Here is a 17,294-nt window from a genome sequence, read left to right as displayed (position 1 = left end):
CCGTTTGGGCGCTGGATCGCGGCTAATGTAACAGAAGGCAACGCGACAGAGCAGGGGGAGACATGACGGCGAAGATGAGCATCGCGGAACTCGAAGCGTTCCTGCACGCGGAATTTCCCCAGGCCTTCCGCACCGGCGGCGACATCAGCATCGAGAGCGCCGACGGCCGGAGCTGCCGGATGCGCCAGCGCTTCAACGAGCGCATGTTGCGTCCTGGCGGCACGGTCTCCGGGCCCACCCTGATGGCGCTGGCCGACTTCGCGATGTACGTGGTGCTGCTGTCGGCGATCGGCCCGGTCGGGCTCGCGGTCACCACCAATCTCAACATCAACTTCCTGCGCAAGGGCGCGGCAGGCGCCGACGTGCTGGCCGAGGCGCGGCTGCTCAAGCTCGGCAAGCGGCTGGCGGTCGGCGAAGTCACGCTATTGTCAGGGGAATCGCCTGATCCGATCGCCCACGTCACGGCCACCTATTCCATTCCGAATGCGTGAGGTTTTCGAGGGTATTATTGCACCATATTTATAACCTCATGTTTTCGTTGGCGTAATTTTGCGCCGATGGCGTTGACGAATGCGGGGCGCTTCTCTAGAAGCTGCGACCAGTCCGGCGCGTCATCCGCGCCGCATTCTCCCTGTCACGGATATCTCTCATGAAAACCTTTTCGGCAAAGCCGGCCGAGGTCCAGAAGAAGTGGGTCGTGATCGACGCCAAGGGTCTGGTCGTCGGCCGTCTCGCTACGCTGGTCGCCATGCGGCTGCGCGGCAAGCACCTCCCGATCTACACGCCGCACGTCGACTGCGGCGACAACGTCATCATCGTCAATGCCGCGCACGCCGTCCTGACCGGCCGCAAGCGCGAGCAGAAGGTGTACTACAAGCACACCGGCTATGTCGGTCACGTCAAGGAGCGCACCGCGCGCCAGATCCTCGAGGGCCGCTTCCCCGAGCGCGTGATCGAGAAGGCCATCGAGCGCATGATTCCGCGCGGGCCGCTCGGCCGGGTGCAGATGGGCAACCTGCGTGTCTATGGCGGACCCGATCATCCGCACGAGGCGCAGAACCCCGAGAAGCTCGACATCGCCAAGTTGAACCGCAAGAACACGAGGGCCGCATAAGATGGCCGAAAGCATCCAGTCTCTCGATCAGCTGTCGCAGCTCAAGGGCGCCGTCACGGCTCCGGACGCTCCGAAGTATGAGAAGAAGGTCGACAAGTTCGGCCGCGCCTATGCCACCGGCAAGCGCAAGGACGCGGTCGCCCGCGTCTGGATCAAGCCGGGCTCCGGCAAGGTCACCGTCAACACCCGCGACATCGAGGTCTACTTCGCCCGTCCGGTGCTGCGCATGATGATCGAGCAGCCCATGGTCGTCGCCGCCCGCAAGGGGCAGTACGACGTGATCTGCACGGTCGCCGGCGGCGGCCTGTCCGGCCAGGCCGGTGCGGTTCGTCACGGCCTGTCCAAGGCGCTGACGAACTTCGAGCCGGAGCTGCGCGGCGTCCTCAAGAAGGGCGGCTTCCTGACCCGCGACTCGCGCGTCGTCGAGCGTAAGAAGTACGGCAAGGCCAAGGCCCGCCGCTCCTTCCAGTTCTCGAAGCGTTGATCTCGTTGGTTCCGGCTGCGGCCGGACCCGCCAGCTACCAATACGAATGGGCGCCCTTGCGGGCGCCCGTTTTGTTTTGCGTGAGGCCTGTGCGGATCAGGCGCTGGCGCGGCGCGCCGTCAGCCATTGGTTCGGTGCCAGCGGCTTCGACACCACGCGGACCTCGCCGATGCTGCCGATGAAGCCGTCCGACGGTGCGCGATCCCACCAGCCGCAGCCGAGTGCCCAGGGCTGGCTCGCCGCAACGCTCGCGAGGCCGTTGCCGCCGATGACGCTGCGCACGACCGGCGCGCCCTCGATGTAGAGCACGGTCGAATTGTCCTTGGGATCGTTGACGATCGCGAGGTGGTACCAGGTGTTCAGCATGATCTCGCCGGACCAATCGGTCTGCGGCTGCTGGGTCGAACTCGACGGCACGATCTCCCACTGCACCTCGCGCAGGTTCGAGATCGCAAACAGGATCGGCGGCGATTCCGGGTCGCCGCCGGCATAGCCGGGCAGCCAGCCGCGGTTACCGAAGCGGGTGAGGATGTTGCACCAGGCGTGGTCGCTGGCTTTCCAGTTCGGATCGATCTTGATGAAGGCTTCGACGGTATAGCCGGATGCGAACGTTGCCGCGTTGATCGGCGCGTTGGCCGCGGTCGTGAACCAGCTGAAGCGGCCGGCGCCCTGCTTGGTCGTGTTGAGGAACTGCATGCTGCCCGGCGCCGAGGACAGGCGATGCTTGTCGGCGGTGAAGGCGACGTCAGCCACTTGAGCTGCGCCCGTGAGCGAGGCGCGCTGCATCGGGTTGGCGGCGGTGAGGTCCGGCAGTGCAGTGCCGGCGGCCACCGCCTTGCCGATCGCCGACGAGGCGATCCGCCAATGCGCAACCGTCTCGGCGATCAGCGGATAGTCCTGCTCGTTCGCCGGCGGCACCACCACCGGCTCGGGCGCCTCGGTGTAGTTGGCGTAGAGATCCTGCTTGACGCGCGGCAGGATCGGCGTGCCGGCGAAGGCCGGCAGATGGCAGAAATTGGTGAAGCGGGCGAAGCGGCGGCGGAAGTCGATGGGAATGGTGAACTCGTGATTGTCCTCGGTCAGCCAGGCGCGGTCGAACTGCTTGAGGCTGTCCTTCGGCTTCGCGACCACCCACGGTGAAAACGAGGCGACGTCGATCTTGTTGCGGGTGAAGTCGAACTCGTAGAGCCGCATCAGGCCGTTGCCGCCCTGATAGGCCATCTGATAGTCGACCACCATCTGGTGGACCGGATTGTGGAAGTCGTTGATCTTCGTCAGCAGCGCGCCGCCATGATAGTGGCCGTTGAGGGTCATGAAGATCTGGTCGTTGCTGCGGATCAGCTTGTCCCAGAGATACTGGCCGTAGGCGACCTCGAGCGGGCTCGTGCCGTCATTGGCGATGTTGAGCAACTGGTGATTGGCGAGGATGACCGGCAGCATCGGATGGCGCGCGATCATGCTGCGCGCCCAGGCGATGGCATCATCCGAGGCGCGCCAGGACAGCGACAGCACCATGAAGCTGACGCCGCAGGCGTGGAACACATGCGCCTCGTGCCAGCCGGTCGGATGGCGCTCCAGGAAGGTCCGCTGCTTCGCCGCGCGGCTGGTCGGAAACCATGAGAGATAGGGCTCGGATGAGCCGCGCTGCGCATCTGTGCCCGCGCTCTGGCTTGTCGCGCTTTCGAACTCCAGCGCCGACAGCACGTCGTGATTGCCGGCGAGCACCGAATAGGGCCGGCCGGCGTTCTCGAGCAGCTTCATCGCGGCGTCGGCGACCGCCCATTGCTGCGGATGCTTGGACTGGTCGACGACGTCGCCGAGATGGATCGTGAACGGGATGTGATACTTCGCGGCGTTGTCGACGATGAACTGCGTCTGCGCCGGATAGGGCGTGCTGCCATACTGGCGCTGATAGGCCTGGCCTTCTTCCGACGTTGCATAGCGCGAGTAGAACTGCGTATCGGGAAGGACGGCGAGCGCGAAACTGGTCGTGACGTGATGGTGGTGATGATGCATGCGCCAATGCGCGTGCGCCGCCTGGCCGGGCAGCAGGCTGGCGCCGAGGCCGAGCGCCGAAACGCCCATCGCGTTGCGCAGCAGCGTGCGGCGGTCCACGCCCTGCATCGGCTCCGGACCGCGCGACGGATGATGGCCTGCGGCCGGCTTGTTGTTCGATGAATCGTCGTCGAAAGACATCCTCGTCCCCACCTCGAGCGGCGGATCGCGCCGCGGTCGGGACGTGTTAGGGAGAGATGATCTCAAATTTGAGAAGGTTTCTTATCGTTTCGATGAGTGTTCGCCGCAGGACGGGAAACCATTGATTCCGCACGCGGGGGCGCACAACTATCAATGAAGGGGTGTGTGCCGTGTGCAATCTGGGCGGGCGGTCGCGCGGATTGCCTCGGCATTTTTGAATCCTGTTTGCAGATTTCTTGCGCAGCAATTTGTTGACGAGTTGCGCCGGGCTTTTCGAGAAAACTTGGCATCCCAGGCAAACCTCTTTCCAACAAACCGCCCGCTAGGTTGATCGCGATAAGGCCGCGCTAACCCTGACTTCCCGCGCCGCCGCAGCAACCGAGGTGATCGATGGCGCTTGATAGCATGACGCTCGACATCGTAGCGACCATGGTCGCGGCGCTGCTTGGCGCCATGTTGCTCCATTTCGGTCGACAGGAGAACACGCCGGCGCTGCGCTGGTGGGGGGCGGCCTATATTCTCGGCGCCGTCGCGATCGCGCTGTGGACGCTGATCGGCGAGCTCTATGGTGAGGTGGTGTCGCTGTTCCTGAGCTCCATCGGTCTGATCGCCACCGCCATGGTGTGGAATGCCGCGCGCGTGTTCCACGGCAAGCCGCCGAGCGTGCTTGGGCTCGTGCTCGGCGCGACGGTCTGGATCGCCAGCGGCATGCTGCTCGATGCGTCGGCGCAGGCGCTGCGGCTGACGATCGGCGCCGCGATCGTCGTGATCTACGCCATGCTGACCGCGGCCGAGCTGTGGCAGGAGCGGCGGCGGACCTTGCACAAGCGCTGGCCGGCGCTGATCGTGCCGGTGATGCACGGCTTCGTGCTGATGCTGCCGATCCTGCTCGGCAACATGCTGCGCGATTCCGACGGCGCCTTCGCCGCGGCCTGGGTCACGATCTTTTCGATCGAGCTCGTGCTCTATGCGGTCGGCACCGTGTTCGTGATCTTCATGCTGGTGTCAGAGCGCATCGTCAGCGCCCACAAGCGCGCGGCGACCACCGACCCGCTGACGGGCCTGCTCAACCGCCGCGGCTTTGCCGAGTCCTCCGCGCAGCTCATCGAGCGCGAGGCGCGCGAGCAGCGCCCGGTCAGCGTGCTGATCTTCGACATCGATCATTTCAAGTCGATCAACGACCGCTTCGGCCACGCCGAGGGCGACGAGGTCCTGAAGCTGTTCGCAAACGTCGTGGTCAACAATCTGCGCCTCACCGATCTCTCGGGGCGGATCGGTGGCGAGGAGTTCGCAGCACTTTTGCCCTGTTCGATCGAAGAGGCCATGGTCGCCGCCGAGCGTGTCCGTGAGGCGTTCGCGGCCTCCGGCGTGGTGTGCGAGGACAAGCCGGTGGACACCACCGTCAGCATCGGCGTCGCCGGCGGGCCGGGCGGGACCGATCTCGACGTGCTGCTCGCGGCCGCCGATACCGCGCTCTACAAGGCCAAGCGTTCCGGGCGCAACCGGGTCGAAGCGTCGGCGGAGCTGCCACTGTCGCTCGACCGCTACCGCCGCCAGCGCGCCGCTGCCAGCCTGCCGCAGTCGGGACAGGCGGTGTTGTCCAGCTGAGGCGCGGCTTTCGCTCTCCCGAGGTCTGGGCTAGACAAGCGGCCCACACCAGGGGAGGCCGACAAAACATGATCACGGAAATCGCCCAGATCGACGTCAAGCCGGGCACGGAGAAGGATTTCGAGGCCGCGGTCGCGAAAGCACGCGCTGCTTTCGGCCGCTCCAAGGGCTTTCACGGCTTCGAGCTGCACAAATCGATCGAGAAGCCGCAGCGCTACCGCCTGATGGTGAAGTGGGAGACGCTCGAAAACCACACGGTCGATTTCCGCGGCTCGGAGAACTTCACCGAATGGCGCGGCCTGGTCGGGCAGTATTTTGCCAGTCCTCCGGATGTCGAGCACACCGAGACGGTGCTGACCTCGGCCGGCTGAGGCCGCGCCAGCGCTGCTCGCCGCGGAACACCATCATGACGCATGACGATCTGGTCGAAGCCTACGCTGCCGCCGGACGGCACTACCATGATCTTCGCCACGTCCGGGACTGCCTGGCCCAGCTCGATCGCGTCGCGGACCTCAGCGTCCGCGACCGCGAGATCCTGACCCTCGCGATCTGGTGGCACGACGTCGTGTATGATCCCACGCGCTCCGACAATGAGGAGCAGAGCGCCATCCTTGCCGAGCGTCACGTCGCGCCCGAGCTGCGCGACGAGGTCGGACGCCTGATCCGGCTGACCCGGACGCACGATGTCGCGCCCGGCGATCGGCTGGGCGCGCTGCTCGTCTCGATCGATCTCGCCATTCTCGGCACCGATGAGGCCGGTTACGACGCCTATGCGGATGCGATCCGGCGCGAATATGCGCACGTGCCGGACGACGCCTACCGCGCCGGGCGCGCGGCCGTGCTGGAGCGGTTCGCGGCGCGCCCCGTGATCTATCCGGATGCGGGCTTTGCCGCTGCCCTCGACCAGAAGGCGCGGGCCAACCTCGCGCGCGAGCTGAGCGGTCTTCGATCATAGGCAGGATCAGCTCAGGCATTTCGAGCGGCCGCATCGCTGCGGCAATGCAGCCTGCGCAGCATCGCATGAGCGAATGTGGCTTGTCTTTTGCTGCGGCTCGACATGCAATGAGATGACATGCGCGTCGCCATGGCGCGCTCCTCATTTTCTGGAACTCCGTCATGCCGATCATCAACCGCGCCGCCGAGCTGGCGGAAGACGCCAAGGTCTGGCGCCGCGATTTCCACCAGCATCCCGAGCTGCTCTACGAGGTGCATCGGACGGCCGCGCGTGTCGCCGAGCTGCTGGCCTCGTTCGGTGTCGACGAGGTCGTCAGCGGTATCGGCAGGACCGGCGTCGTCGGCGTCATCCGCGGGCGCGAGCCGTCGCAGCGTGTGATCGGCCTGCGTGCCGACATGGATGCGCTGCCGCTGCAGGAGATCAGCGACATCCCGCACAAGTCCACCATTCCGGGCCGGATGCACGCCTGCGGCCATGACGGCCACACCGCGATGCTGCTGGGCGCGGCGCGCTATCTCGCCGAGACGCGGAACTTCGCCGGCACGGCCATCGTCATCTTTCAGCCAGCCGAGGAGGGCGGGGCCGGTGGCCGTGCCATGGTCGAGGACGGCCTGATGGAGCGCTTCGGCATCGAGGAGGTCTACGGCCTGCACAACGCGCCGGGCCTGCCGCTCGGAACGGTCGCGACGCGCACCGGCGCCGTGATGGCCGCCGCCGACACCTTCGAGGTGCGCCTGAAGGGCCTCGGCGGCCATGCCGCGCGGCCGAACAAATGCGTCGATCCGATCATCGCCGGCGCGCAGATCGTGACCGCGCTGCAGACGATCGTGGCGCGCAACGTCGATCCGGTCGAAAGCGCGGTGCTGTCGATCACGCGCTTTCACGCGGGGACGACCGCCGACAACATCATTCCGCAGACCGCAATCATCGGCGGCACCGTGCGCACGCTCGACGAGGACATCCGCCGCTTGATGGACGAGCGCTTCAAGGGCCTCGTGACGGCGCTCGCGAGCGGGATGGGCGTCGAGGCGGAGATCGACTATGAATGGGGCTATCCGGTCGTCATCAATCACGCGGAGCAGACCGCGTTCGCAGCCGACGTGGCGCGCAGCGTCGTCGGGCCGGAAAAGGTCATCACCGATATGCCGCCCCGGCTCGGCGGCGAGGATTTCGCCTACATGCTGCAGGCGCGGCCCGGCGCGTTCGTCTTCATGGGCATCGGCGATGGGGCCGGCGTGCATCACCCCGAATATGATTTCAACGACGACGTGATCCCGCACGGCATCAGCTATTGGGCCAAGCTCGTCGAGACCGCGATGCCGGCCGGCTGAGCGGGCTCTGACCGGGCCTCAGATCGCGGCCGCGGCGTCCTCGGTGCGGCGGTCGCTCTTGAAATAGTCGATCATGACCTTGGCGATCGCCATCAGCGGCAGCGCCAGGGTCAGGCCCCAGACGCCGAACACGATGCCGAGCAGGATCTGGAACGCGAACAGCGTGGCCGGCGGGATGTCCAGCGCCTGGCGCTGGATTAGCGGCGTCAGCACGTAGCTCTCCATCGCGTGCACGCCGAGGAACAGCACGAAGGCGCTGACCGCTGCGACCCAGCCGGAGGCAAGGCTCGCCAGCACCACGATGACGCCGGCGATGATGGCACCGACGGTCGGAATGAACGCCAGCAGGCCGGCCTGGATGCCGAGGATGAACGAGCTCTGCACGCCGATGATGGCGAGGCCTATCCAGGTGACGAGGAAGACTGCGAACATCGTCGTGATCTGGGCGATCAGCCAGCGCTCCAGCGTGTAGCTGATGCGGTCCACGATCACGGTGGCCTGGTCCCGGTACTTCGCCGGCGCCAGGAAAAGCAATCCGCTGCGGTAGACCGCCGGCTGGGCGGCGAAGGCGAGGCCTAAGAACAGGACGATGAAGAAGTTGCCGACGGCGCTGACGGTGCCCAGCAGCAGCTTGAAGGTCTGGCTGACGATGGCGCCGCCGGAGGAGGCCAGCGCGCTCGGCGAGGGCAGGCCGCCCGGCAGGCCATGGGACGGCGTCTGGGTCGGTGTGGTCGAGCCGCCATCAGGCGCGGCAGTGGCCGTGCTCGCGGCGTTGAAGTCGAAGAAGCTGGTGTCGATGCCGTTGCGGTCGAGGAAGCCCTTGATGTTGCCGAGCTGCGACTTGATCGTATCGCTCAGCACCTTGGCCTGGTCCGCGATGGTGGTGCCGCCGAGGAAGACGATGCCGACGAGCACGGCCGCGAGGGCCAAGCAGACGATGACGAGCCGCGCCGGATGCGGCCAGGGCAGGACGCGGCCGAGCAGGCTGGTCATCGCGTTGAGCGCGACGCCGAGCAGCATGCCCGCGAACAACAGGAAGATCGCAGCCGCGTAATACCAGGTGAAGGCCATGCCGGCCATGAACAGGGTTACCCCGATGCCGCCCACGGCAATGGCCCAGGCCAGGTCGCTGCGGGCCTGGAGGCGCGGGTCGGCGGGGGCGGTCATGAGGCGTCCTCTGTGCTGATCGGCCCCCACACATTGGCGAAAACGGCTGGCGGATCAAGCGCAGGCTTGAAGAAGCGGGGCGCTGCAGGACGCTTGCGGGGGTGTCCGGAATTGGCATTGGGGACCCGCGTGGCCATATGTTGATCCTGCCGTGCGACGCAGGCATGATTTGTGCCTGCCGGACTGGCGGATGCGGCAGCCGAAGGCCGGACAAAAGGGAGAGAAACGAAAGCAATGAAACGTCCGGTGGTCGGCGTGATCGGCAACAGCCATCGCGTCGAGAATAGGTTCACCGTGCAGATGGTGGGCGAGCGCAACCTGAGCGCCGTGGCCGAGGTCGCGGGCGCGCTGCCGCTGATGTTTGCCGGCGTTCCCGAGATCACCGACATCGCCGCGCTGCTCGATGTCGTCGATGGCGTGGTGCTGACCGGCGCCCGCGCCAACGTGCATCCGACCCGTTTCAACACCGAGCCGAGCCTCAAGCACGAGCCCTACGACATCCACCGCGACGAGGTCGCGCTGCAGCTGTCGGAGGCCTGCGTCTCCAGAGGCATTCCGCTGTTCGGCATCTGCCGCGGCCTCCAGGAGATGAACGTCGCCTTCGGCGGCTCGCTGCATCCGGAGATCCGCGAGATTCCCGGCCGCATGAATCATCGCATGCCCCGGCTGGAGAACGGCGAGATCCATCCCGATCCGACCGTCATCTTCGCCGATCGCCACGAGGTCAAGCTGACGCCGGGCGGCGCCTTCGCCGGCATCCTCGGCTGCGACATTATCAAGGTCAATTCGCTGCATGGTCAGGGCATCCTGGAGCCGGGCGCCCGCGTCGTGATCGAGGGCATCGCCGAGGACGGCACCATCGAGGCCATTCGCATCGCCGACGCGCCGAGCTTTGCGCTGGGCGTGCAATGGCACGCCGAATATGACCCGCAGAAGAACCCGATCAATCGCAAGCTATTCGAGGCGTTCGGGGCGGCGGTCAAGAAGCGCCATCTGTCATCCTGAAGGCCGGGACTGAACCGGATTTCCCGCGCGGCAGACGAAGCTGCAGAGACGCCTCATCGTGAGCCCGTCACAAGGAAGCCCGGATGCGCCACGTCCTGACTGCTGCAGCTCTGCTCCTCGCCGCTCCTGCGCTGGCCCAGACCGCAGCGCCGAACGAGGGACCGATCACCTGCACGCTGCCGGTGGCGGCCACCGACACCGTGCAGAGTCTCAAGCAGCGCTACGGCGATGAGGCCGTGGTTCAGGATCTCCCCGGCGCCGAAGGCGAGACCTATAAGGGCCTCGTGCTGTTTCCGCGGGCGCTGGACCGGCGCATCGAGGTCGCCTTCATCGACGACAAGATTGCGACGGTGTCCGGGCTGACCTTGCGCGACACGGCCAAGACCAGCCGCTGGAGCGTTGCGGGCATCACCATCGGCGCGAGCCTCGCCGCGGTCCAGAAGGCCAACGGCAAGCCGTTCGTCGTCTCGGGCTTCGGCTGGGACTATGGCGGCTTCGTCACCGACTTCAAGAACGGCGCGCTGGGACGCATTTTGCCAGGCGGCTGCTCGATCACGGTGCGCTTTGGCAAAGACAAGGACGCGCCGCGCTCGCTCTCCGGCGACGGCGTGAAGGTGTCGTCGGACAATCCGGCGCTCGTCAAATTCGCGCCCGTCGTCACGGAGATCGGCATCAATTTCGCCGCGAAGTGATGGCTTCATGGTCGCAGGACTGACCGGGACGAGCATGCGCCGAACGAGCTTGTTGTTGATGCTTCTGGCTGTGCCGGTATGGGCACAGCCCGCGCCGCCTGCCGATGGGCCGATCACCTGCACCTCGCCGGTGTCGGTCACGGACTCCGCCAAGAGCCTGATGCAGCGCTACGGCCAGGAGGCGGTGACTGACGACCAGTTGTTCACCGGGGTGGAGGACATCACCTATCAAGGCGTCGTGCTGTCGCCAAAAGCGCCGGACCGGCGTATCGAGATCGGCTTTGCTGACGAGACGATGCAGCGGGTGTCACGTCTCACCTTGATCGACTCCAAGACGAGTCACTGGAATGTTGCCGGCGTGACGCTCGGCTCGACCTTGGCCGAGGTGCAGAAGATCAATGGCAGGCCGTTTCTGATCCGCGAGTTCTTCACCGATGGTGGCGGCTTCGTTGTCGACTGGAAAGGCGGCACGCTGAGCCGTCCTTTGCCGGGTGGATGCTCCGTCAGCGTTCGCTTCGGCAGTGACGACCACGAGGGAAATCCGATCGGTGATCGCATCGCATCCGACAAGGCGGAGTTGCGCAAATGGGGACCGGTGGTCGAGCAGATCGTGGTGAGCTTTCCCGAGAAATAGCGGCTGAGTTGCGCCCTCGGGCCTCATGGTTCGAGACGGCGCGCGCACTTCTGTCGGATGATCTCATTGACTCATGGGCGCTCCTCACCATGAGGAGAAACCGCGGCCTTGCGCGACCTCCATCTCCTCATCCTTAAGGAGCTTGGCGATAGCCGAGCGTCTCGAAGGACGAGTCCCGTTGGATCATCGCAGATGAGCAGCCACCAACAAAAGGCGCTCGGTGAAGGGCGCTGGGGGCAGGGGTGGTGCGGCAAGATCTCCATCAGGAAAGCTTGCCGCATTTCTCGATAGCCACGACAACGCAGCGCTCATCAATGGGCGCCGGTCGCAGGCGCGTCCGGCGGATTCTCCGAGAGTGGCCGTCTCCTACGGCCAAGCCCAATCCGTACAGCTCGTCCCGCGCGTGGCGAGAGCGCGGCTGCGATCAGGGCTTTGCGAGATGCCAGGCGTTGTTCAGGAAGCCATCGCCTGTGATGTCGCCGGGCTTCTGATCCTTGGCGAAGGTGTAGAGCGGCTTGCCCTTGTAAGCCCACTGCCTGGAGCCGTCATCCCGTGTGATGATGGTGTAGTTGGCGTCGGCCTTGTCGCTGGCTTCGGCTTTCAGGACCGGCCAGTTGGTCGCGCAGGGACCGTTGCAGGCTGATTTGCCGTCGACGTCCTTGTCGAACGTGTAGAGCGTCATGCCCTTGTTGTCGGTGAGGATGTCACCCTTCGCGCTGCTGCCGCCCTTGGTTGGAGGCGCCGCGCTGGCGGACGAGATCGCCGCGAGTGAGATTGCGGTGGTCACGAAGAGGCACGAGATCGAAAGCTTGGTCATTCGAAATCTCCCAATGCATGTGGATCACAGGGATAGAAACTCATTCCGGCCCGATCTATTCCTTGCGCCTGTCCCTATTCGTCATTGGGCGGAATGTCGTACCGCCGTTCTGGCGCTCATGCCGGCCTTGGCATTCGCCAGCACGGCACTGCGACACCAACGAAAAGGGCGCCCCGCAAGGGGCGCCCTGGTGTCGTCATCCGCCGATCTTATCGGGCCTTAGCCCGAGTAGTACATGTCGAACTCGACCGGGTGCGGGGTCATTTCGAAGCGCTCGACCTCGGTCATCTTCAGCGCGATGTAGCTGTCGATGAAGTCGTCGTCGAACACGCCGCCGGCCTTCAGGAAGGCGCGGTCCTTGTCGAGGTTCTCGAGCGCCTCGCGGAGCGAGCCGCAGACGGTCGGGATCTGCTTCAGCTCTTCCTTCGGCAGGTCGTAGAGGTCCTTGTCCATCGCCGGGCCCGGATCGAGCTTGTTCTTCACGCCGTCGAGGCCGGCCATCAGCATCGCGGCGAAGCCGAGATAGGGGTTGGCGAGCGGATCGGGGAAGCGGACCTCGACGCGCTTGGCCTTCGGCGACGAGGTGTAGGGGATGCGGCACGAAGCCGAGCGGTTGCGCGCGGAGTAGGCGAGCAGCACCGGCGCCTCATAGCCCGGGACCAGACGCTTGTAGGAGTTGGTCGACGGGTTGGTGAAGGCGTTGATGGCCTTGGCGTGCTTGATGATGCCGGCGATGTAGGACAGGCAGGTCTCCGACAGGTCGGAATACTTGTTGCCCGCGAACACCGGCTTGCCGTCCTTCCAGATCGACTGGTGGACGTGCATGCCCGAACCGTTGTCGCCATAGACCGGCTTCGGCATGAAGGTGGCGGTCTTGCCGTAGATGTGCGCGACCTGGTGGATGCAGTACTTGTAGATCTGCATCTGGTCGGCCATCAAGGTCAGCGTGTCGAACTTCATGCCGAGCTCGTGCTGGGCGGAAGCGACCTCGTGGTGGTGCTTCTCGACCTTGACGCCCATGCGGGCCATGGCGCCGAGCATCTCCGAGCGCATGTCCTGCACCGAGTCCTGCGGCGGCACCGGGAAGTAGCCGGCCTTGGTGCGGATGCGGTGGCCGAGATTGCCGCCCTCATACTCGGTGTCGGAATTGGTCGGCAGCTCCGAGGAGTCGAGGTGGAAGCCGGTGTTGTAGGGCGAGGAGCTGTAGCGCACGTCGTCGAACACGAAGAACTCGGCTTCGGGGCCGACGAACACGCTGTCGCCCACGCCCATCGACTTCACCATCGCCTCGGCCTTCTTGGCGATGCCGCGGGGATCACGGTTGTACGGCTCGCCGGTGGTCGGCTCGAGCACGTCGCAGGTGATGATCATGGTCGTTTCGGCGAAGAACGGATCGATCGTCGCGGTGACCGGGTCGGGCATCAGGCACATGTCGGATTCATTGATCGCCTTCCAGCCGGCGATCGAGGAGCCGTCGAACATCGTGCCTTCGGCAAAAATGTCTTCGTCGATCATGCTGACGTCGAAGGTGACGTGCTGCCACTTGCCCCGCGGGTCGGTGAAGCGGAGGTCGACGTATTTGACGTCGTTGTCTTTGATTGCTTTCAAGACGTCCTTGGCGGTCTTCATGAATACCCCTCTTGGCTTATAACGTCACGGCCCGGCGCGGGACGGCGTCCGCGGGTCATGCTCCATAGCCTCGTGCGGGGGCCAAGACAACATCGGAAACGGCAAAACGGCCGCGTGCAAGCGCCTCGCAGAGGACACTTGAGCTGCCGTAGGGGCTGCTGGCGCAGCAAACGCTCCGTGCGGGGCCTGGAGCGGACGGTCCGTTCCAGGCCTGCGGTCGGGCTAGATCGCGTCCAGTCCGGATTCTCCGGTTCGGATGCGGATGGCTTCCTCGATGTTGGACACGAAGATCTTGCCGTCGCCGATGCGGCCGGTCTGGGCAGCGCGACGGATCGCCTCGATCGCGCGCTCGACCAGGTCGTCGCCGATCACGATCTCGATCTTCACCTTGGGCAGGAAATCGACGATGTATTCGGCGCCCCGGTAGAGCTCGGCATGGCCTTTTTGCCGGCCGAAACCCTTCGCTTCGGTGACGGTGATGCCCTGAAGTCCCACTTCCTGAAGCGCCTCCTTCACCTCGTCGAGCTTGAACGGCTTGATGATGGCTTCGATCTTCTTCACTGAGCGCCTCCCGGGCATTCCGCTATAAACAACAGGTGGGTCATCGTCAGGCTGCGCGCACGCGCAGGTCGTTCGATCATTTCGTTACCGGGCCCGACACTCTCCGGCGGAGGCCCGGTGATTGACTGCCCGACTTGCCCCGTGCCGAAGTGGCTCCACAAAAGCAGGGTCTATGCCAAGTCGTTAACGGGCCCAAATCGAGCCGATAATCAGGCATTTCACGAGCACCCGACGATTCCCTCAAGGAACGTCTAGAATACTGGAGCCTTGAGATTAGGCAAACAGATCAAACGTTGTGCAGGTCTTGACGGCGGAGCCGGGCGCTGTCCGAAATGCCCAGGGAAAAGGCGACGTGCCGGGTTTCGTCGCGGCTTGCCAGATGTGCAGCGCCCTTGGAAGTTGCGGGCCGGCGCGGCAATAGGAAGCGCGGGATTCGCGCGTACCGGCTCCGAGGAACGGGGCGCCGACGTCCCCTGCGAGGCCATGGGGACGACATCAGGCCGCCGGCGCAAGACGGCGGCTGGATACGAGAGCGGTTTATGGAAATCTTGACCACGAGCGAAATGGAGCGCGCCGACCGGCTGACGATCGCGGCCGGCACGCCGGGCTTTTCGCTGATGCTGAGTGCCGGACAGGCGGTGGCCGAGGCGGCCATGGACCTGGTCGAGACCGGGCCGATCGTGGTCGTGTGCGGGCCGGGCAACAATGGCGGCGACGGCTTCGTTGCCGCGGCCGAGCTCGCCGCGCAGGGCAGGGACGTGTCGGTCATCCTGATGTGCGAGCGCGACGCGCTGCATGGCGATGCGGCCTCCGCCGCCAAGGGCTGGAAGTTTCCGGTGCTGCCGTTCACGCCGCAGGCGATCGGCAAGCCGGCGCTGATCATCGACGCGCTATTCGGCGCCGGTCTTAGCCGGCCCGTCACCGGCGAGCCCCATGACGTCATCGCAGCGATCAACGGCAATGGCGCGCCGGTGCTCGCCGTCGACCTGCCGAGCGGCATCAACGGCACCACGGCTGCGGTGATGGGCATTGCGGTCCGCGCCACCGAGACGGTGACCTTCTTCCGCAAGAAGCCAGCGCACCTGCTGCTGCCGGGCCGCCAGCATTGCGGGCGCGTCCGGCTCGCCGACATCGGCATCGATCCCCAGGTGCTCGCCGAGATCAGGCCGCAGGCCTTCGAGAACGAACCCGAACTCTGGCAGGGCCGCTTTCCCGTGCCTGTTATCGACGGCCACAAATACGCGCGTGGCCATGTGCTCGCGATGTCCGGCGACGTCGCCGCGACAGGCGCGGCGCGGATGGCCGCGCGCGCCGCGTTGCGGGCCGGCGCCGGTCTGGTCACGCTGGCCTCGCCGCGCGATGCGCTCGCGGTCAATGCGGCAGCGCTGACGGCGGTGATGGTGCGCGCCGCCGACACCGCGATCGAGTTCGGCGAGCTGCTCGGCGACAAGCGTTACAGCACCTGCATCATCGGGCCCGGAACGGGCGTCAATGAGCGCACGCGCGACCTCGTCTTCACCGCGCTGTCGGCGCAGCGTCATCTCGTGCTCGATGCCGACGCGTTGACGAGCTTCGCCGATGCGCCGGAGCGGCTGTTCGAGCAGATCAGGGCGATGGCCGACGCGCAGATCGTGCTGACGCCGCACGAGGGCGAATTCCCGCGCCTGTTCTCGGATCTCAGCAACAAGCATCCCGGCCGCTCCAAGCTGGAGCGCGTCCGCGCGGCCGCCGCGCGCTGTGGCGCCGTGGTGCTATTGAAGGGCGCCGACACAACGGTGGCCGCGCCCGACGGCCGCGCCGCCATCGCCGCCAATGCGCCGCCCTGGCTCGCCACCGCCGGCGCCGGCGACGTGCTCGCCGGCATCATCGCAGGGCTGCTCGCACAGGGCGTGCCGGCGTTCGAAGCCGCCACCATCGGCGTCTGGATGCATGGCGAGGCCGGCAACGAGGCCGGCCCCGGCCTGATCGCGGAGGATCTCACCGAGACCCTGCCGGCCGTGTTCAGGCGCCTCTTCGACCGGTTCGGCGTCGACTACTGATGCCGCGCCGTCACTCGAGTTCGACGACGATCTTGCCGGTCGCGCCGCCCGCGAGCGCGGCATAGGCGGCGTCGACCTCGGAGCGTGAGAAGCGGCGCTCGTCCATGCGTGGTGCGAGGTGACCCGCGTCCGCGAGCTTGGCGGCCTGGGCGAGGATGAAGCCGTGATGCTCGCGGCCTTCACCGGTCAACAGCGGCAACAGCGTGAACACGCCCGAATAGCTGGCAGCCTTGAATGACAGGGGCGCCAGCGCATGACTGCCCCAGCCGAGGGCGCTCACGACATGGCCGAAGCGGGCGACCGCATGGAACGAGGCGTCGAGCGCCGCACCGCCAGCGGTGTCATAGACGACGTCGAAGCCGCGTCCGGCCGCATACTCTCGGACATACTGATCGACGCTCGTCGTGTGACGGTCGATCGGGGTGACGCCGAGCGCGCTGAGTTCCGCGCGCCGTTCGGCCGAGGCGACCACGAACACCTCGGCGCCGCGCGCCCGTGCAAGCTGTGCCGCGACACGTCCCACGCCGCCGCCACCCTGGACCAGAACCGTCTGGCCGCGGCTTACGGCGGCGCGGTCGACCAGTCCTTCCCAGGCCGTGATGGTGATCAGGGGCAGGGCGGCGGCCTCGCGCATGCCGAGCCGCGTCGGCTTGTGCGCAATCAGCCGGGCATCGACGGCGGCGAATTCGGCGAGCGATCCCTGGATGCCGCCGACACCGCCGGTCATGCCGTAGACCTCGTCGCCGGCCTTGAAGCCGGTGACGCCGGAGCCGACCCGCTCCACCGTTCCCGCGAGATCGATGCCGAGCACGGCGGGCAGAGGATGCCTCGCATGCGCAGCTTTGCCTGCGCGAATCTTCAAGTCGAGCGGATTGAGACCGCTGGCCGCGACGCGGACCAGCACCTCGCCCGGGCCGGGACTGGGGCGCGGCACCTCAGCGATCCGAAACGGCCCGTCCACCTCGTCCAAGACCACGGCGCGCATCGATTGATTGAAGGCCATCACAACACCTCGTTGCTGTTGGGTCTTGTGTGGCGACGTCGAAAGTGTTTGGAAATGGC

Annotated in this window: 17 protein-coding genes; 11 read left to right on the top strand and 6 right to left on the bottom strand. The window is 65.9% G+C overall.

Translation table 11 applies throughout. The features are described 5' to 3' along the window. Nucleotides 1-62: 62 nt before the first annotated feature. The 3 genes from QX124_RS24045 to rpsI all read left to right on the top strand — a co-directional run bounded on the left by QX124_RS24045 (nucleotide 63) and on the right by rpsI (nucleotide 1,598). Nucleotides 63-491: a PaaI family thioesterase gene (locus QX124_RS24045; protein WP_315738295.1), complete on the top strand. Its 429-nt coding sequence runs from the start codon at nucleotides 63-65 to the stop codon at nucleotides 489-491. Between the two features lie 158 nt (nucleotides 492-649). Next, nucleotides 650-1,114, top strand: a complete 465-nt coding sequence (gene rplM, locus QX124_RS24040) for a 50S ribosomal protein L13 (RefSeq protein ID WP_315798466.1) — start codon at nucleotides 650-652, stop codon at nucleotides 1,112-1,114. A gap of 1 nt (nucleotide 1,115) precedes the next feature. Beyond that, the gene (rpsI, locus tag QX124_RS24035; RefSeq protein ID WP_172109671.1) at nucleotides 1,116-1,598 is read left to right on the top strand and encodes a 30S ribosomal protein S9; all 483 of its coding nucleotides are present in this window, start codon (nucleotides 1,116-1,118) and stop codon (nucleotides 1,596-1,598) included. 96 nt (nucleotides 1,599-1,694) lie between these two features. Here rpsI and QX124_RS24030 read toward each other — a convergent pair whose 3' ends face one another. Continuing rightward, the gene (locus tag QX124_RS24030) at nucleotides 1,695-3,794 is read right to left on the bottom strand and encodes a LamG-like jellyroll fold domain-containing protein (RefSeq protein ID WP_315798465.1); all 2,100 of its coding nucleotides are present in this window, start codon (nucleotides 3,792-3,794) and stop codon (nucleotides 1,695-1,697) included. A gap of 390 nt (nucleotides 3,795-4,184) precedes the next feature. Here QX124_RS24030 and QX124_RS24025 point away from each other — a divergent pair, with 390 nt between their 5' ends. The 4 genes from QX124_RS24025 to QX124_RS24010 all read left to right on the top strand — a co-directional run bounded on the left by QX124_RS24025 (nucleotide 4,185) and on the right by QX124_RS24010 (nucleotide 7,688). Then, nucleotides 4,185-5,402 carry a GGDEF domain-containing protein gene (locus QX124_RS24025; RefSeq protein WP_315738293.1) on the top strand — a complete coding sequence of 406 codons (1,218 nt, stop codon included), beginning with the start codon at nucleotides 4,185-4,187 and terminating at the stop codon, nucleotides 5,400-5,402. Between the two features lie 68 nt (nucleotides 5,403-5,470). Beyond that, entirely contained in the window at nucleotides 5,471-5,773 is a 303-nt protein-coding gene (locus QX124_RS24020; RefSeq protein ID WP_006611040.1) for an antibiotic biosynthesis monooxygenase family protein, read from the top strand. 35 nt (nucleotides 5,774-5,808) lie between these two features. After that, entirely contained in the window at nucleotides 5,809-6,357 is a 549-nt protein-coding gene (locus QX124_RS24015; RefSeq protein WP_315798464.1) for a phosphohydrolase, read from the top strand. 161 nt (nucleotides 6,358-6,518) lie between these two features. Then, nucleotides 6,519-7,688, top strand: coding sequence for a M20 aminoacylase family protein (locus QX124_RS24010; protein WP_315738291.1), 1,170 nt, complete (start codon nucleotides 6,519-6,521; stop codon nucleotides 7,686-7,688). An 18-nt stretch (nucleotides 7,689-7,706) separates the two neighbouring features. Here QX124_RS24010 and QX124_RS24005 read toward each other — a convergent pair whose 3' ends face one another. After that, nucleotides 7,707-8,855: an AI-2E family transporter gene (locus QX124_RS24005; protein WP_315711522.1), complete on the bottom strand. Its 1,149-nt coding sequence runs from the start codon at nucleotides 8,853-8,855 to the stop codon at nucleotides 7,707-7,709. A 234-nt stretch (nucleotides 8,856-9,089) separates the two neighbouring features. On the opposite strand from QX124_RS24005, the gene QX124_RS24000 reads away from it, so the two are divergent. From QX124_RS24000 to QX124_RS23990, 3 genes are all read left to right on the top strand, one after another. After that, nucleotides 9,090-9,860, top strand: a complete 771-nt coding sequence (locus QX124_RS24000) for a gamma-glutamyl-gamma-aminobutyrate hydrolase family protein (RefSeq protein WP_315775081.1) — start codon at nucleotides 9,090-9,092, stop codon at nucleotides 9,858-9,860. 83 nt (nucleotides 9,861-9,943) lie between these two features. Next, on the top strand, nucleotides 9,944-10,552 hold the full coding sequence (locus QX124_RS23995; RefSeq protein ID WP_315798463.1) for a hypothetical protein: 609 nt from the start codon (nucleotides 9,944-9,946) through the stop codon (nucleotides 10,550-10,552). 58 nt (nucleotides 10,553-10,610) lie between these two features. Continuing rightward, nucleotides 10,611-11,186: a hypothetical protein gene (locus QX124_RS23990; RefSeq protein ID WP_409997742.1), complete on the top strand. Its 576-nt coding sequence runs from the start codon at nucleotides 10,611-10,613 to the stop codon at nucleotides 11,184-11,186. A 424-nt stretch (nucleotides 11,187-11,610) separates the two neighbouring features. Here QX124_RS23990 and QX124_RS23985 read toward each other — a convergent pair whose 3' ends face one another. The 3 genes from QX124_RS23985 to QX124_RS23975 form a co-directional block, all read right to left on the bottom strand. Next, a complete protein-coding gene (locus QX124_RS23985) occupies nucleotides 11,611-12,003 on the bottom strand; it encodes a hypothetical protein (RefSeq protein WP_315798462.1) in 393 nt (130 codons plus the stop codon). Nucleotides 12,004-12,222: 219 nt separating this feature from the next. After that, nucleotides 12,223-13,632 carry a type I glutamate--ammonia ligase gene (gene glnA, locus QX124_RS23980; RefSeq protein WP_315798461.1) on the bottom strand — a complete coding sequence of 470 codons (1,410 nt, stop codon included), beginning with the start codon at nucleotides 13,630-13,632 and terminating at the stop codon, nucleotides 12,223-12,225. A 222-nt stretch (nucleotides 13,633-13,854) separates the two neighbouring features. After that, nucleotides 13,855-14,193 (bottom strand): P-II family nitrogen regulator, encoded by a 339-nt coding sequence (locus QX124_RS23975; RefSeq protein WP_009027873.1) that lies wholly within the window; start codon nucleotides 14,191-14,193, stop codon nucleotides 13,855-13,857. Nucleotides 14,194-14,732: 539 nt separating this feature from the next. Here QX124_RS23975 and QX124_RS23970 point away from each other — a divergent pair. Continuing rightward, nucleotides 14,733-16,232, top strand: a complete 1,500-nt coding sequence (locus tag QX124_RS23970) for an NAD(P)H-hydrate dehydratase (RefSeq protein ID WP_315798460.1) — start codon at nucleotides 14,733-14,735, stop codon at nucleotides 16,230-16,232. Between the two features lie 10 nt (nucleotides 16,233-16,242). On the opposite strand, the gene QX124_RS23965 is transcribed toward QX124_RS23970, so the two are convergent. Continuing rightward, nucleotides 16,243-17,235 carry a zinc-dependent alcohol dehydrogenase family protein gene (locus QX124_RS23965; RefSeq protein WP_315738284.1) on the bottom strand — a complete coding sequence of 331 codons (993 nt, stop codon included), beginning with the start codon at nucleotides 17,233-17,235 and terminating at the stop codon, nucleotides 16,243-16,245. Nucleotides 17,236-17,294: the final 59 nt, after the last annotated feature.

Source organism: Bradyrhizobium sp. SZCCHNRI3043 (assembly GCF_032377735.1).
GTDB lineage: Bacteria > Pseudomonadota > Alphaproteobacteria > Rhizobiales > Xanthobacteraceae > Bradyrhizobium.
This window is presented reverse-complemented; position numbering and strand designations above follow the sequence as displayed.